Raw genomic sequence first — 17210 nt, forward strand, 5'->3', positions numbered from 1 at the left:
TATCGCGAAGAATATTAATGGATTTTACAGTGTTTTTGATGACATAATTGGATAATGCAAATGTACAAATTGTTTGCATCCCTATAATGATTCCTAATCCATAAATCTATTGAATTATTTAAGTTGAAGGGGCTGTCATCATGCATGAAAAACAAATGAGCAAATCTCCCTGCTGTGCAATTAGCAGGGGTAGTGCAGTAAAAGATATCTCGAAAAAAAGTACTCAAAACCCGATTATAGAGAAGTCAGATGCAGTAAAGTTTGAAGAGAAAATGGTTTATTTGCCCGGTGGTGAGTTTCTGATGGGAACAGAAGACAAGGAAGGATTTCCAGCGGATGAAGAAGGTCCCGTCAAAAAGAGGACTATTAAACCATTTTATATTGATCGAGCTGAAGTCAGCAATCGTGAATTCAAGCAATTTATAGAGGAGACCAACTACAAAACAGATGCAGAAAAATACGGTTGGTCTTTCGTATTTTATAAATTCCTATCTGGAGAACAATTAAAAAATGCACAGCAGCTACAGGGAACGCCATGGTGGTTTGCGGTGAAGGAAGCTTATTGGTATCAGCCTGAAGGAAGGGGATCCAATATTGAGACTCGCATGGAACATCCGGTTATCCACGTCTCATGGAATGATGCAAAAGCTTTTTGTGAATGGGCTGGTAAACGCCTTCCGCTGGAGAAAGAATGGGAATTCGCTGCAAGAGGCGGACTCGAACAGAAAAAGTACCCCTGGGGGGATGAATTGCACCCAAATGGGGAGCATTATTGCAATATCTGGCAGGGAGATTTTCCCCGGACAAACCTTAAGAACGATGGCTATTTGGGAACAGCACCTGTAGAATCATTTCCTGTAAATGGGTATGGTTTGTATAATATGTCCGGAAATGTATGGGAGTGGTGTTCCGATTGGTTTGATAAATCTGTGAATCTATCTCCAACAGTGGATCCGCAAACACCTAAAACAATGCGTGGAGGTTCTTATTTGTGTCATTATTCTTATTGCAATCGTTATCGCGTGGCAGCAAGAAGCTCAAATACAAAGGACAGTTCAACAGGAAATTTGGGTTTTCGGTGTGTGAGGGACGCTTGACGTACAACGAAAATTAAGGATTTATCAACCAGTTTATAATTTGTGTTTAGTTATAATTTCTTTTTCAAATAGATTTCAATGAGGGTTGAAAACGCTATAAGAAGCTCGTATAATGAATATAGAAAAAATAAATAAAATTAATTTATAAAGATTTGTTTTACGGAATTTAACTCAGAAAGCAATGACAGAGCAAACACGCAATTTTAGCAGGCTAAAAGGGTAGAGGATATAACCATGAATGAGGACAATCTTGAATATGTTTGGTATGCAAGTTTTGGCTCTAATTTATGCGAAGAACGCTTTCTTTGCTATATAAAGGGCGGAAGACCGCCCGGCTCACAAAAAACTGAAACAGGGTGCAGAGATCAGTCGCTGCCACTTCAAATACGATCTGTTCAACTGGATTTTCCACTTTATTTCTCCCATCATTCCGACAGATGGGGAGGTGGGGTTGCATTTATCGGTACAACCAAAAGTTCCGTTGCAGGGACATTGGCGCGTATGTACTTAATAACAAAGAGCCAATTTGCTGATGTTGTAAAGCAGGAAAACGGTGGTTCAGTACTTGAAATTAACTTTGATCATATTGTTGAAAAAGGGTCAGAGGTTGTGCAAGAAACTCGATACGGTAATATCCTTTATGCCGGTAAATATGATGACTATCCAATATTTACATTTACTCATTTTCTGGACATGGATGAAAAGGACTTTACTGTTCCGTCCAAAAGTTATCTGACTATGTTGATCAGCGGATATAAAGAGGCTTACGCGATGTCAGATGCACAAATAGCTGAATACCTGGTACACAAACCCGGGGTTGAAAGTAATTATCATACGAAGGAACTGTTACAAATCATTAAAGATGTCTGATTCATTTTCAAAAATAAACTTTTAACAGTATGGTTATCGCTTCATTCATATAGTCATTAATGTAATTGGAAGGGGGGGAGGGATTGGGTGAAACATTTTCAAGTTTTATTTAAAAAGTTCAGAATAAAAAATCTCTTAAAACCGCTATCTTTCAAAAGGAAAATTACTCTTTTTTCGATATTAATAAGTATTGTACCACTTCTTCTGCTGGGCTTATTTTCCACTAATACAGCTGTGAACAGCATACAAGCGGAAGTGGGAAAAAGTCACCAGGCTTTCTTGAAACAGATCGACTTTCAATTAGGGACTTTTTTAAACAGTCTTGACGAATTAACTTATCAGTTAGCTTCCGATAATACAGTTTCAAATTCAGTAAATTCAGGTTTAACAAATCAAAGCAGCAGTGAAGCTTTGGAGGTTGTTCGTACTGTTCATCAATATAAAACATATTCGGATATAAATATAAATGTATCGATCATTTACGATAAGTTCAATAGAGTGTATTCAACCCAATATGGTTATATAAATAAGTCTGAATTTGACTATCGTGGTATAAATGAAATAATCGCTTCGGAATTTAATGGATCCACCGTCATTTCGCCTTTTACCTATCCTTCACAAGACGAGCTTTTATTTGTGAGGCCTATTTCTGATATTGGGGAAAGAGAGGGGTGGGTAATAATACATGCAAATACTGACAGACTAGTTGGATTGTTGAGCCAGATAGTAGAAGATTACAGCGGCAAATTATTAATAGTAGATGAAAATGAGCAGGTTGTTTTGGGCAGTCATGAAGAAGATATCGGTTCAAGAATAAATTCATCTACCCAATTATATCAGCTTCTGTCCAATCCTGGGTCGTTTGAAGGAATTATTTCATCAGGCGGTACAGATTATACCCCTGCGTTGCTTGAGTCAAGTTTTAATGATTGGAATCTCCTAGCAATGACTCCGGTGACGGCGCTCTCGGGAGTAGCGGATAAAATAAGGTACTTAACGTGGGGTATGACCGCTCTGATTTCTGTAGTTTGGATTATCGTTATCATCATGTTTTCCAATCGTCTTTATTTTCCACTGAAGAAGCTAATGACGAATTTTCCATCATTATCTAAAGAACCTTCTGAGAGAACCGATGAATTTACATCACTGGAACAATTTTTGAATAACAGTATGGAAACCAATGAACAATTAAAAAATGAATTAGCTGAGCAAAGTTCGTTTATAAAAGAAAATGTGGAGCGGCAGATGTTACTTGAAGGCATGAAAATTGAAGAGTTAAATGAAAAAACAGAGTACCTTTCACTGCAGGGACCCTGGTTTTATGTCTGTATTGTCGAGATAGATAAATTCAGTAATTTCAGAAAACTATATAATGAAAAAGATCAATCCATCATGATGTACGCCCTTTCTAAAATGGTCGATGAGATCAGTGAACCAACCTTTTCCAATCTTACAGTACGAACGAAGCCCGGTCATGTCGCATTAGTGATCGGAGTGAAAGAAGCTGATACATACACAAACGATGTCGTAGAAGAAATTAGTTCAATTATAAGAGAAAAGGTTATGGAATATCTGGGCTTCTCTGTTTCTATCGCTGTCAGCAGTGCTCGTGAAGGGTATAATAGTATAAAAGAATGTTATCAGCATGCATTAACACTTCTTAATTATCGCTTCACTATGGGTAATGATGTCACTATTTCGGATAAGAATACAGATTCCTCCGGAGAAATTGATGTAGATGTAATCAAATTAAAAAAATCAGTTATATCCAGTATCGCTCATGGTAATTTTGATCGGGCGGAAAAATCTTTGGTCGAATTAATAGATTTGATTTCGCGAAAAGTTGAGAATTATGAAAGTATATTAGGTTTTTTTGCTTATTTAATTGGTGAAGTACATCTTTTTATTGATGAGATGGGTTATGACAAAAATGAATTCTTTGAGGATGACTTATATCAACAGTTGAACGCTAAGAATAACATAGAAGAAGTAAAGCATTGGTTAATTGAAGATGTTTTTCATTCCATAGCAGAAAAAAAGGATGCACTGCTTCATTTAAAACAAGAGCAAACGATTAAGAATGTTATCGGTTACATTCATGAGAACATTGGAACGGATCTGTCTTTACAATTGGTTGCTGATGAATTTAATATGTCCATTTCTGAACTCAGCAAAGCATTTAAAGCCCAAACAGACACAAATTTCAGCAATTACGTGATTGATTTAAGAATAGAAAGAGCGAAAGGGTGGTTAATCCATTCCAATAAACCTATTAAAGAAATTTCACAGGAACTCTGTTATTCAAATGTTCATAATTTCACCCGTGTGTTTAAAAATATAGAAGGATTGCCACCAGGGCAATTTCGAAAAAAGTATCGTGATGGTGCTTAAACATCATAAACTCAAAACCGCTGATTCGTTACGCGCTTGCTAATGAATCAGTATTTTTTTATCTTTTATATCGTGTTTTATCTTTATTTGAAAGCAAGATAATCAAATGATAATTGAACGTAAAAATACCATATGGTTGTATAAATTATGATATTGAAAATATAAAAAGGGAGGTTTTATTGTTGTATTTTAACCTGCGAAAATTATTAATTCCTTCACTGGCTTTGATGGTAGTCGTGATGTTAATGACAACGGATGGCATGGAAAGTGTATCGCCTGTGAAAGCGGATACAAATGATCAGGTTTTTTATCTCAGTCCCGATGGAAATGACAATGGGCCGGGCACGAGAGAAGAACCATGGAGAACACTCGATAAAGCATCTCAAGCTGAAACAGGTGATACAGTAGTTTTCCTGCCGGGAACGTATGAAGGCATACTCCAACCGGAAAACAGCGGAACGGAGGATGCCCCGATTATTTATAAAGCAGAAGAACCGGGGACAGCCAGATTGGCAGGACTATCAACAGATGACTATCATCATGCAGTTACCATTTTAGGAAAAGAATATATCGAGATTAATGGATTGCATATTGAGCCGCAAAATCTGGAATTCGGGCGTTGGTTAACAATCAACAGCACGAACTCGACAGGAAATAATTGTACCGCAGATACTGATCCTGGTAGTGATTCTCAAAATATTAAAGTGAAAAATCTTGTTATGGAAAAGGCATTTGGTTTGGGCAGAGGTGGAGCCGGTATCCCGGTTGTTATAAAAAATGCCAGTCAAATAGAGTTTAAGGACAATATTCTTCGTCAGTTTCAGGGTGGCGACATGATGTGGTTTGCCTGTACAGATCGAGTTGTGCTGGAAGGGAATTCAATTAGTCATGCCGGACACTCGCCCACAGCCTTTTCACCGCTGTTTCAATTTAAGTCGAACAATTATACCGTAGTACGAGGAAATGTGTTTCATGGAAGTTGGGGACGTCCTTTTGAAGCATTTGGAGATCCAAATATGCTGTTTGAGAATAACATTATAACACATGCCTATCATGGCGGGATGTCGGCTGGTCCTGAAGCTAAGCTAATGATGGAAGATAGTATCTTCCGTTTTAACAAGGTATATCGCAATTTCGGCAGCCCGATAAATATTCATTATTATAATGAAGGGGCAGATTCTAAAGGGACAAGAATTTATAACAACGTATTTGATGACAACTATACTGACGCGGTAAATATTGCGGGTGTGGTAGAGGATTATACGTTTAAGAATAATATTTTTTCAAACAATGACCTTGAAGGCGGAAATCGGCAAATCTTGTTTGATGGAGATGCCTCTCACTTTCAATTTCATAATAATGCCTTCTGGGCACAAGGTGCGGAAGGGATCCTTGATAATGGCACTGGAAAGGCACTAAGCCTGGAAGATGTACAGTCGAATGGATGGAAACAGGAAAACGGGAACCAATTCAGTGATAACATAAATATCGGTCCAGGCTTTGTCGATGCCGAAAATCATAATTATGGATTAACATCGGACAGTCCATTAATTGACGCAGGAGATTCGCTGACAGTTGCGGCGAGTTCCGGTTCGGGAGATGTAGTCGAAGTTGAAGATACAAAATACTTTTATGACGGATATGGAATTGAAGGTGAAGTAGGTGACCTGATTGCGGTAGGATCCGCTTCACAACAAGCTCGTGTTATCGATATCGATCACGAGAATAGTACGTTAACACTAGATCAAAGTGTGAGTTGGGAAGCGGGCGATCCGGTAAGCTTAGCCTGGTCTGGTGCCGCTCCTGATATGGGTGTCTTTGAATACGGTGAAAATGGGCGTGTCTCTGTGGAAATAGATACGGACTCATTTAGCGTGCATGAGAATGAGCAGGTAACGTTTACTGCAACAGTTCAAGGTGTTGATGGTCCATTGGCGTATGATTGGAGTCTTGGTGATGGAACAAAGGCTGAGGGCAGTAAGGTGAACCACAGTTATGAAGGTCCGTTTATCAGTCAAGATTCAGCAGGACCATCCGGATATCCGGTGTTTTTAGAGGTAACTGATGATCAGGGCCGTACGTATCATGCGACGAGTTATGTCGAAGTAACAGAACCTAATAAAGATGAGAACCCTTTCATCCATATTAATTTCAACCAGTTTGGTCACGCAACACGAGGCGGTTCGTCCAATTTTGAGAACGAGGATGCTAATTCCTGGTGGCTGCTCTATTTATCTCGCCCGACGACAGACCTCGTTATTGAAGAAGGGGAAAACGGGAACAAGGCAGGGCATTTCATTGCTGACAATAATGAAGCCGCAAACGCAAGGATGATGCCGGCGGATTGGTATATTGACAAATACCCCTTCATTAATTTCCATTATCGCATTGAGCCAGGAACACCAATAGCACTTTACTTACAAGCTTTCAGTACGATTGAGGAAGAGCGAAGTGTATATATAGCTGCAGCACCTGCGGCTGAATCTGATGCTGAGATAATAGTAGGAAACAACCAGCTCATTGATGATGGGGAGTGGCATGAGATTACAATTGACACCCGTGAGATTCGGGAAAAATATCCGGATGTGAATTTGATTCAGGAATTGCGTTTTGGAGCACCTGACCGATTTGAAATGAATGACGGAGATGGCTATTGGCTGGAAGACTTGGAGATTTTACCGTCCAATCTTGTTAATTCTAGTGTGGATCATATGAAAACACTGGTTGACCGCTACGAAGAGGAAGGGGAAGTCGCAGACACCGGAAATGCCCGACTTATGCGGATCCATTTGACTTCTGTAAGTCATTACGAAGAAAGAGAGTCAATGGACAAAGCTGTCAAACATATGGAGAGTTTCAAGCGTCTGCTTGAATACCAGCAAGAGAATGAGTTGATTTCCTGGAAGGTATATAACACGCTCAAAACAGATGCGGAATCGTTAATTGCGAAGTGGCAATAGAACTTCTTCTGTGGCAGTAATATACAGAAAGCCCAGTTACATTGAAGAATGGATGAATAAGTAAAGATCAAATGAACGGTAGGTTAAACGGCCGGAGGTTCATATCCGGCCGTTCCACCAATACTGAAACATATGGCAGTGAAAACAAAAAACTTAATTTAGGAGGAAAATACTATGGCAAGGCATGTTACAGTTAGTGCACTATCGCCATTTCCTATGGAAGTGGAACAAAATGATACGAGTTCCAGGATTGTATCCAAAATGAAAGATCACTGGAGTAAGCATCTGGAATTGGCTATGACTGATCAACCCGACCTTCTTGTATTACCGGAATGTTGTGATCGTCCAGTCATACGCGATAAAGAGCGACGTAATCAGTATTATCAAGAAAGGGGAGACCAGCTTCTGGATTTATTTTCAGAGGCAGCAAAAAAAAATCGTTGCTACATCGCTTATTCCGCATTTAAAGTCATGTCAGATGGTACTAAGCGTAATTGCACCCAATTACTTGACAGGCAAGGTGAAGTTGTTGGCACCTACTATAAAAATTTCCTGACTATCGGAGAAATGTCTTCCGGTATAATATGCGGCAACGAACCCTTAATTGTAGAATGTGATTTTGGCACAGTTGGGATAACGATTTGTTATGATCTGATCTTTGATGAATTGAGAGCTGCCTATTCAGAACGAAAGCCTGATATACTTATTCATTCTTCGTTAGGACATTTTGGTATGCGACATAACTATTGGGCGTTTTCCTGCCGTTCTCATTATGTTGGAGCAATAGCCAGAAAAGAGGGGCAAATTATATCTCCGTTAGGGGACGTGATTGACAGCAGCAGCAATTACAGCCCTGTGATAACCGGAGAAATCAATTTAGACTGCAAAATAACAGAAAGATTTACAGCAAAAGAGCATTTTGATCGAGTGATGGAGATAAAAAAGAAATACGGAAATAAAGTTAAAATGACCTATCCAGCCAGTGGAGAATTGGGATCTTTCCTTTTCTCAAGCGAAACAGATGAGTTTACGATCGACGAAGTCTTAAAAGAATTTAATATCATGACGTTTGATGAAAAGCTTGAAAAAACGATCGCTTTTCGAAACAAGCAGTTGGAGAACTTAAACAGTTGACGTAGCTTTTATCATTATTTTCGTAGTTTTATCTTTCTTTGAATTTACCTGATGGAATTGATAATTGTAAGTAAAACACGAAATAGCTACTATGTTGTTAGCGCTAACATTTAACCAAATTTGAAATGTGAAATAATCACTCAATAAAATTTAAATCTGCAAATGGCTGAGGGGGAGCAACATTGGAGACAGAACTGATTAAACAGCCGGACAAAGAGGAAGAACCGTCTGGAAATCGAAAGAACAAACGCAAGCCGAAACGGAAAAGGAAGTTTTGGTCATACCGGTACATTTATCTTCTTTTATTACCGGGATTGTTATTTTTTTTAGTCTACAAGTATCTACCTATGGGCGGATTGATTATCGCTTTCCAGGATTATAATCCATTTCAGGGATATACAGGCAGCCCGTGGGTTGGATTTGAGCATTTCGCTACAATTTTTGAGAGTCAAGAGGTACTGCGAGTCATATGGAACACATTAGTTCTTTCGTTCTTGCAGATCTTTATTTCTTTTCCTTTTTCAATTGTATTGGCTTTGATGCTGAATGAAGTGAGAAATCAAATATACAAACGCACGATTCAATCTATCGTTTATTTACCTCACTTTTTATCCTGGGTAATTATCGTAGGGTTAACGGTCATTTTCCTTCGTGGTGAAGGGATAATTAATGATGTTATAACATCTTTTGGATTTGAAGCAATTCCATTTTTAACAAGTGATGAGTGGTTCAGACCGCTTATCACCCTGCAAAATATTTGGAAAGAGAGTGGATGGGGTACGATCATTTTCCTGGCTGCCATGGCAGGTGTCAACCCCAATCTTTATGAAGCAGCAATGATTGATGGAGCAAGCAGGTGGAGAAGAATATGGCATATTACATTGCCTGCTATACGCAGCACAATTATAATTTTATTGATTTTGCGACTTGGAAATGTTATGGAATCAGGATTCGAACACATATTTCTAATGCTAAACCCTTTAAATAGAGATATTGGGAACGTATTGGACACATTTGTTTACTTTAAAGGGATTGAGCAAGCAGATTACAGCTTTGCAACGGCAGTCGGCCTTTTTAAAGGATTAGTTGGCCTTATATTGGTTGTAGCTGCCAACCGGCTAGCAAAGCGTTTTGGAGAACAGGGTCTCTATTAAACACAAATACTAACGAGAGAGGGTGGTACAAGAATGAAAAATCGAACACTGTCAGAAAAAATATTTGACGCTGGTAATATCATACTGCTGGCAATCATTGCTTTTATTATGCTATTTCCGTTGCTTTATGTTTTTTCAGTTTCATTTTCTTCAATGCAGGATTTTATAACGAAAGACTTCATCATATGGCCGGAAAATTGGGTGACGGATGCCTATCAGTATATCTTTGCCAGTGAGCAATTTATACGATCGATATTTGTAAGCATATTTGTCACTATTGTCGGCACAATTGTCAATTTGGCTTTTACTGCTACGATGGCATATGGTCTTACGCGCAATGCACCTGGACAAAGACCAATACTTTTTATGGTTGTTTTTTCGCTGATTTTTCAGGCAGGGATGATTCCAACTTACCTTGTTGTAGACGCAACCGGTTTGTTGGATACGGTTTGGTCACTGATTATCCCTATAGCAATCGCTCCATTCAATTTAATCGTCATGCGGCAGTTCTTTTTGAATATTCCTAATGAACTCATTGAGTCTGCTTTTGTGGATGGCGCAAATGAATTACAGATTTTCGGAAGAATTATACTGCCATTATCAAAACCTGCATTGGCGGCAATCGGACTATTTTATGCGGTCAACCATTGGAATAACTATTTTCATGGAATGCTCTATATTTCAGACCCGGCAAAATGGCCGATTCAGGTTGTCTTGAGGCAGATGGTCATTACTCAGGATATGGATATTACAACAGGTCAGTTAGTTACGGATGTTGCGCCGCCTCCGGAGACGATACAGATGGCAGCAGTTATTGTGGCGACTGTGCCAATTCTGATTGTCTACCCGTTTCTCCAAAAGCATTTTGCTAAGGGGGTGATGCTTGGAGCGGTAAAAGGATAACAATTTTTGACGGGCGGGTTGAAAAGGAATAGTGATCAAACTTAATTTAGAGGGGGATTGGAAGATGGGGTTAAAAAAACTCATGTATTTACTGGCACTTGTCCTGCTGGTGGTTGCTTTAACTGCTTGCACGGATGAGGCAGGGTCAGAGGAACAGACTGAAAATGAAGACAATGGAAATGAACAAGAGGACACTTCCGATGAGACATATACCATTACAGCCTTAGATTTTTCAGTACAAGGTGTAGCAGCAGATGGACCTGGTTTAGAGATGATTAATGAAAGGTTTAATGTTGATTACCAACCTGAAAAAGCATTAAAAGACGGTTATGATGAGAAACTTACCACAACATTCGCATCCGGAGATATACCTGATGTAGTAGGGTTTACTGGTGGGGACACTAAATATAAAACGTTTGCTTCGCAGGGTGCCTTTTTGCCTTTAAATGATTACATCGATGACTATCCATCATTGCAAGCAGTTCCTGAAACTTTTTGGGATAGTGTATCTGTAGACGGTCAAATTTACGGTATTCCTAATTACATTTCTCCATTTCCTGATTCCATGGTCATTCGTCAGGACTGGCTGGATAACTTAGGATTGGAAATGCCGACGAGTTACGAAGAGTTGAGAGATGTAGCCATTGCATTTGCTAAAGAGGACCCGGACCAAAACGGTGAGGACGATACGTTTGGTCTCATTACAACAGTATTGGCTAATAACATCTTTCCATTCCATGCACAGGGACCTTACTGGGATCCGGAAGTATATTATGGTACAACGACGGACGAAAATGGAAACGTACTTCCTCAACGTCTTGGAGAAGGATGGAAAGAGATTGTTCAATTATTCCATGATCTTTACCAGGAAGGAGCACTGAGTCCGGATTTCCATGTCATGACGACGGATCAGGCGAATAATTCTTTTTACTCCGGTGAAGCAGGCATTTGGGTATTAGGGATATGGACCGGCTATGATGATTTTGCAAAAACTCTGGTAGAGGTAGATCCTGATGCTGAATTGGCCCCTGTTCCGGCATTTGAAGATCCAGAAGGTAACGCAGGCTGGAAAATGAATAGAGGTTATAATAGTATTACGACACTGTCAGCTGAATTATCTGATGAACCCGGAAAAGTTGAACGCATTCTGGAGTTGATTGATTTTGGCAGGAAGTATTACCCAAGAGATGAACGTAATCCGGACAATGAAGATTATGATTGGTTTCATGGGTTAGAAGGTGAAGGTTATGACTATGTAGACGGTGAAGTCGTGACAAAACAAAATGCTGCGGAACAGGGTCTGGCCCCTTCAGCTTATTTACCTGATGCTTCAGGTTATGTTCCTCCGGGGACAGTAACGGAAAACTGGAGGAATTTTGAGACTGATATATTAAGAGAAGCTGTAAGGAAGAAAGAAGAAATGCATGCTGAACAGGATGCTTACAGCAGGAGGACCCATTTGATTGAGTCAGAAGCAAATATCGAGATGGGTGAAGATCTGCGGCAGTTTATTATTGATGAGCACGTCAAGATGATTGTCGGTGAAAGACCAATATCTGAGTGGGATCAAGTCGTGCAGGAATGGTTGGAAAGAGGCGGATCCGAAATTGTAGAGGATTACAATGAGGGCTTTGAAGAATTAGGTGATTTTGAACCTTGGGTTAGACGTTAAGTTCAACAGATTCATATAAGTGTGCTGGAGTCGTGGTTTGGTTTATGTTTAGCTTCATATGACTGCGGCTCCTTTAATCAAAATAAAAAAATCAGGGTGATGCAGCATGAGTCAACTAAAGGTAGGAATAGTAGGTCAGGGACGAAGTGGACGGAATATACATGCTTTGACTTTATCCAAGTTGCCGGAGATGTTTCATATTGCTGCGGTTACGGATACGTCGGCAGAAAGACGCAAAAGGGCAGAAGAAGAGTTTGGCTGTGATTCATATGCGGATTATCGCGATTTATTCAAGAGGAAAGACATTGATCTTATTGTGAATGCTACACCAAGCCATATGCATGTAAAGCTGACGCGTGAATTTCTTGAAAAAGGGTTTCATGTTTTATGTGAAAAGCCCTTGGCTCGTAACGTGTCAGATGTCGATATACTGATCGAAACTGCAGCAGAAAAAGGAAAGACATTAGCTGTTTTTCAAAATTCACGATATGCTCCGGCGTATGTACATATGAGAAAGATCATTGATTCCGGCGTACTAGGAAGAATCGTTAAAATTAGTATTAATCACAACAAATTTTCCAGAAGGTGGGACTGGCAAACACTAAAAGCAAATCATGGAGGAAATCTGTTGAATACGGGTACTCATCAGCTGGATCAGGCTTTGCAGTTCTTCAATACGGATACGGTACCTGAAGTAACGTGTTTCATGGATCGCACAAATTCGTTTGGTGATGCAGAGGATTATGTAAAAATCATGTTATCCGAAGTGGAACGCCCGCTGCTTGATATTGAAATTTCCTCCACTTCTGCTTATCCTGGGTGGAATTACCATGTCCAAGGTACTCATGGAGGAATTTCGGGGACTGAGAAACAATTAAACTGGAAGTACTACAGGCCTGAAGAAGCCCCGGAACAGAAGCTTGTTGAGGAGCCATTGGAAAATAGCGATGGTATACCGGTTTATGGTAAAGAGAAATTAATGTGGTATGAGGACAGCTGGTTTTTGAAAGGGAACATGTGGGAAATGATGTTTTCGAGTTATTACATTGATTTCTATCATAGTTTAGCAGATAGGAAGCCATTACAAGTCACACCAATACAAATCCGTCAGCAAGCTGCAGTAATAGAAGAATGTTTCCGGCAAAATCCATTATACTCAAGTGAAGAAATGAGAAGGAATAAAAAGGAGAATACATTACATGAAACTTAAGTTTGAGGGTGAGCTGGAAAGATTAATAGAAGGCATAGATATATTAAGTCAGGAAATGGGTTTTCAACAATCTGATGAAGGTCTCCCCTTGAAGATAGAAAAAACATCAGGGAAGCTTGAAGTTTCCTTAACGGATGGACATGGCTTAATAAAGTATGATCAAAAAAATCACTTTTACAGAGCTTTAGGTCTATTTGCAGAGGCTTATCAGGAGAAAGAGCAATTTCATATTTCGGAAAAACCGCAGTTCAGAACAGTGGGTACGATGATCGACTGTTCCAGAAATGCAGTGATGACCGTACCTGCTGTACAAGAGTTTATGCATAAAGTGGCACTGATGGGGTTTAATATGGTCATGCTTTATACCGAGGATACTTACACGGTAGAGAATGAACCGTATTTCGGTCATATGCGTGGAAGGTATAGTCATGAAGAACTAAAAAAACTGGATGATTATGCTTTTCAGTTTGGCATTGAACTTATCCCGTGTATCCAAACACTCGGCCACATGAAAATGGTATTGAAATGGCCGGCTTATCACGATGTTCGTGAAGACGAAGACGTACTGCTTGCAGGTGAAGAAAAAACGTATGCATTCATCGAAAAAATGGTTCAGGCTGTATCGGATCCGTTCAGAAGTAACCGGATTCATATTGGTATGGACGAAGCCTGGGGAATGGGACTAGGCCGCAACTTGCTGCAAAACGGTTATCGTGATCGCTTTGAGATTTTTATAGACCATATTAAGAGAGTGTTGGAAATCACCGAAAAACATGATTTAAACCCGATGATTTGGAGTGACATGTTCTTTCGTATGGGTTCAAAGACAAATAAATACACGGACCCGGAAGCGGATATTCCCGAAAAAGTTATCAACAACATGCCTGCTGACGTAGATTTTGTTTATTGGGATTATTATAACCGAGATGAAGATTTCTTTCGTACTTTTATAAACAAGCATAAGGCATTTGGTCGGATGCCTGTTTTTGCAGGTGGTATTCAAACATGGGGAACCTTTGGTACTTTTTATGAAAGAACCTTCGAGGATGCTAACGCTGCATTAGGTGCGTGTAAGAAAGAAGGGGTACAGGAAGTATTTGCTGCAATATGGCAGGATGACGGAGCGGAGAATACGCATTTTTCCGCTTTGCTGGGACTGCAGCTTTTCGCTGAACATGCGTATAGTGAACATTTAAATGAAGAGAAACTGAAGAAGCGAGTCGAATTTTGTACAGGAATTTCGTTTCATGCTTTTATGGATTTAACGTTGCTGGATGGAACACCAAAAATTAATCAGGAGAATAGGTGGCCGGCAAATGTATCCAAATATGTTTTATGGCAAGATCCTTTATTGGGATTGTTCGATAAGGATATAGAGGATCTGCATCTTGCTGAACATTATAAAGAACTGGAGAGCAGATTTGCTGATTATGTTAATCGCTATGAAGGCAAAGCCTATGACTTCCGGGTCGTTTGGAAATTATGTGCTGTATTAAATTTGAAGAGCGATTTAGGAATCAGGCTGCGCAAGGTCTACCTTCAAAAAGATGTTGGCCAATTAAAGCAAATAGCTGAAGAGGAGATTCCAGAGATCATAAGAAGAATCAACCTCTTGCGTGAAGAACAGCGGGAACATTGGTTCAAAACATACAAACCATTTGGCTGGGAAGTACTGGATCTTCGCTATGGCGGGATGACCAGCCGTATGGAAACAACAAGGAAAAGGGTATTGGATTATGTATATGGTTCAATCGTATCTATCGAAGAATTGGAAGAAGAACGTTTGCCGTTAGATCGTACACCGGAAGGTCTTGGAACAGGGTTTTGGAAAAAATATCAAAACATTGTATCTCCTAATGTGTTTTAATTCTAATTCAAATATTGGTGTATATGGGGGATTTTTATGCAATTAACAGGTTGGGCCAGAACTTTTTATAGTGTAAGTGATTGGTTGATGCGTCTGGCGTATGTAAATATATTATGGATTGTTTTCACCATGGTGGGTCTGGTTATTTTTGGTTTCTTTCCGGCTACCACGGCAATGTTCGCTATTATCAGAAAATGGGTGATGGGAGAGCAAGAATTTCCCGTATTTAAGACCTTTTGGAAATATTATAAATCTGAATTTAAAAAGGTGAATCTTCTGGGACTTGTACTCGTAGTAATCGGCTCGATATTATATATAGATTTACAAATATTCCCTTCTGGTGATAACTTGCTTTTTTTAGTGGTAAGAGTGGGATTAATTATTTTATCTATATTTTTTTTAGTCATGTTAATGTACTTTTTTCCTGTGTACGTTCATTTTGATTTCCCTTTTTCACAGTATCTTAAATATCCTATTATGATGAGCATTATAGCCCCTTTACAGACCGTTTTATTACTTGTATCTACTTATCTTATATATCTTATCATGGTATCCATTCCGGGGTTAATCCTTTTTTTTGGAGTTAGCACGTTTAGTTTCGTATGGTCGTGGATCATTCTGAATTTCATTAAAAAAGTTGAACAAAAAAACCAGAACAACCAGAAGAACCTGAGTAATACAGGAGGATGAGACATTGGATACGTTAAATTCCCAAGTATGGACAGACAGGTTAAATAAGATTATGCCCTGGGGATCCGGCACCTGTTCAAAAGCTCCTAGGCTTCTGCCTGAAGAACCAGGCGTCATCGTAAAAGGCAAAGGGTGCCGTGTTCGGGACGCTGATGGAAGGGAGTTTATCGATTTTCGCAATGGGCTTGGTCCCATCACTCTCGGATACCAATTTCCTGATGTGGATGCTGCGATTCAAGACCAGCTTTCGAGCGGAATTTTGTACGGCCATCCGCATCCATTGGAATGTGAAGTTGCGGAAATGCTTTGTGAGGTGGTTCCGGGAGCCGAACAGGCGCGTTTCCTAAAGACCGGCGGTGAAGCGATTGCTGCCTGTATTCGCATGGCCCGTCATTATACGGGAAAAGAGCATATTATTCAAATCGGATACAATGGATGGTTAAACGGTTTGGCATCAGGAGGACAAACACTTCCCGGGCAAACGGCCATGTCATCAATTCCCGGTGTCCCGTCCTCAATAAGTGCCCTGCATCATACTGCTATTTGGAATGACATTTCCGGATTGGAGCAGCTTTTTGTACAATATCACGATCAAATAGCAGCAGTTGTTATTTCTGCTGATTACGCTGATATGGACTCGGGCAAAGCTTTTTATCCTGCTCTGCGTGAGCTAACGCGAAAACATAACAGCTTATTGATTTTTGATGAAATTGTTACCGGTTTCCGTATCGCATTGGGCGGGGTCCAACAGTATTTCAATGTTAAACCTGATCTCTCCGTTTTTGGTAAAGGAATGGCAAACGGCATGCCTGTTTCGGTATATGCAGGCAAGAAAGAGGTGATGGCTGCATGTGAAAAAGGAGGAGTCACCATTTCTTCTACCTTTGCGGGTGAGACATTGTCTTTGGCTGCTGCCAAAGCCACTTTGCTGACTTACCGTAACAAAGGTGTAGTTAATCACTTATGGAGGCAAGGAGAAAAGATGTGGAGCGGTATGAATGAGCTTTTTACAACGTACGACATTCCGATTGAAATGAAAGGGTTTTGGCCCTGTATCGCTTTTACCGTAAAATCTGGCGCGGATAAGGAGATTAAGAATCAGTTTTTCAGAGCTGCTTATAACAACGGAATATCATTGTATGATGTTTCATATGTCAATTTCAGCCATAAAGATCGAGATGTTGAAGAGGCGTTGCAGCGACTGGAGCAGGCCTGTAAAGCGTTAAGTGCTTGAGAGGCGATATGACGATTAAATCCCCGAA

Annotated in this window: 12 protein-coding genes; all 12 read left to right on the forward strand. The window is 39.8% G+C overall.

Translation table 11 applies throughout. The features are described 5' to 3' along the window. Nucleotides 1–140 precede the first annotated feature (140 nt). The 12 genes from CEG13_RS01775 to CEG13_RS01830 all read left to right on the forward strand — a co-directional run bounded on the left by CEG13_RS01775 (nt 141) and on the right by CEG13_RS01830 (nt 17182). Nucleotides 141–1097, forward strand: coding sequence for a formylglycine-generating enzyme family protein (locus CEG13_RS01775; RefSeq protein ID WP_100010045.1), 957 nt, complete (start codon nt 141–143; stop codon nt 1095–1097). Nucleotides 1098–1331: 234 nt separating this feature from the next. Next, nucleotides 1332–1967 (forward strand): hypothetical protein, encoded by a 636-nt coding sequence (locus tag CEG13_RS01780; RefSeq protein ID WP_100010046.1) that lies wholly within the window; start codon nt 1332–1334, stop codon nt 1965–1967. 87 nt (nt 1968–2054) lie between these two features. Continuing rightward, nucleotides 2055–4358: an AraC family transcriptional regulator gene (locus CEG13_RS01785; protein WP_100010047.1), complete on the forward strand. Its 2304-nt coding sequence runs from the start codon at nt 2055–2057 to the stop codon at nt 4356–4358. Nucleotides 4359–4540: 182 nt separating this feature from the next. Continuing rightward, nucleotides 4541–7318 carry an FIMAH domain-containing protein gene (locus tag CEG13_RS01790; RefSeq protein ID WP_100010048.1) on the forward strand — a complete coding sequence of 926 codons (2778 nt, stop codon included), beginning with the start codon at nt 4541–4543 and terminating at the stop codon, nt 7316–7318. Nucleotides 7319–7492: 174 nt separating this feature from the next. Next, nucleotides 7493–8452, forward strand: a complete 960-nt coding sequence (locus CEG13_RS01795) for a carbon-nitrogen hydrolase family protein (protein ID WP_100010049.1) — start codon at nt 7493–7495, stop codon at nt 8450–8452. Nucleotides 8453–8799: 347 nt separating this feature from the next. After that, nucleotides 8800–9606 (forward strand): ABC transporter permease, encoded by an 807-nt coding sequence (locus CEG13_RS01800; RefSeq protein WP_100010549.1) that lies wholly within the window; start codon nt 8800–8802, stop codon nt 9604–9606. Nucleotides 9607–9639: 33 nt separating this feature from the next. After that, a complete protein-coding gene (locus tag CEG13_RS01805) occupies nt 9640–10509 on the forward strand; it encodes a carbohydrate ABC transporter permease (RefSeq protein WP_100010050.1) in 870 nt (289 codons plus the stop codon). A gap of 64 nt (nt 10510–10573) precedes the next feature. Beyond that, nucleotides 10574–12181, forward strand: a complete 1608-nt coding sequence (locus tag CEG13_RS01810) for an extracellular solute-binding protein (RefSeq protein WP_100010051.1) — start codon at nt 10574–10576, stop codon at nt 12179–12181. 106 nt (nt 12182–12287) lie between these two features. Further along, nucleotides 12288–13391: a Gfo/Idh/MocA family protein gene (locus CEG13_RS01815; RefSeq protein ID WP_100010052.1), complete on the forward strand. Its 1104-nt coding sequence runs from the start codon at nt 12288–12290 to the stop codon at nt 13389–13391. Then, nucleotides 13381–15258 carry a beta-N-acetylhexosaminidase gene (locus tag CEG13_RS01820; RefSeq protein WP_100010053.1) on the forward strand — a complete coding sequence of 626 codons (1878 nt, stop codon included), beginning with the start codon at nt 13381–13383 and terminating at the stop codon, nt 15256–15258. Before CEG13_RS01815 ends, CEG13_RS01820 begins: the two co-directional genes overlap by 11 nt. Nucleotides 15259–15294: 36 nt before the next feature. Beyond that, on the forward strand, nt 15295–15948 hold the full coding sequence (locus CEG13_RS01825) for a YesL family protein (RefSeq protein WP_100010054.1): 654 nt from the start codon (nt 15295–15297) through the stop codon (nt 15946–15948). Between the two features lie 52 nt (nt 15949–16000). Then, the gene (locus tag CEG13_RS01830) at nt 16001–17182 is read left to right on the forward strand and encodes an aspartate aminotransferase family protein (RefSeq protein WP_239984562.1); all 1182 of its coding nucleotides are present in this window, start codon (nt 16001–16003) and stop codon (nt 17180–17182) included. Nucleotides 17183–17210 lie beyond the last annotated feature (28 nt).

Origin of the sequence: Lentibacillus sediminis (assembly GCF_002763455.1) — a bacterium.
GTDB classification, from domain to species: domain Bacteria; phylum Bacillota; class Bacilli; order Bacillales; family Amphibacillaceae; genus Lentibacillus_D; species Lentibacillus_D sediminis_A.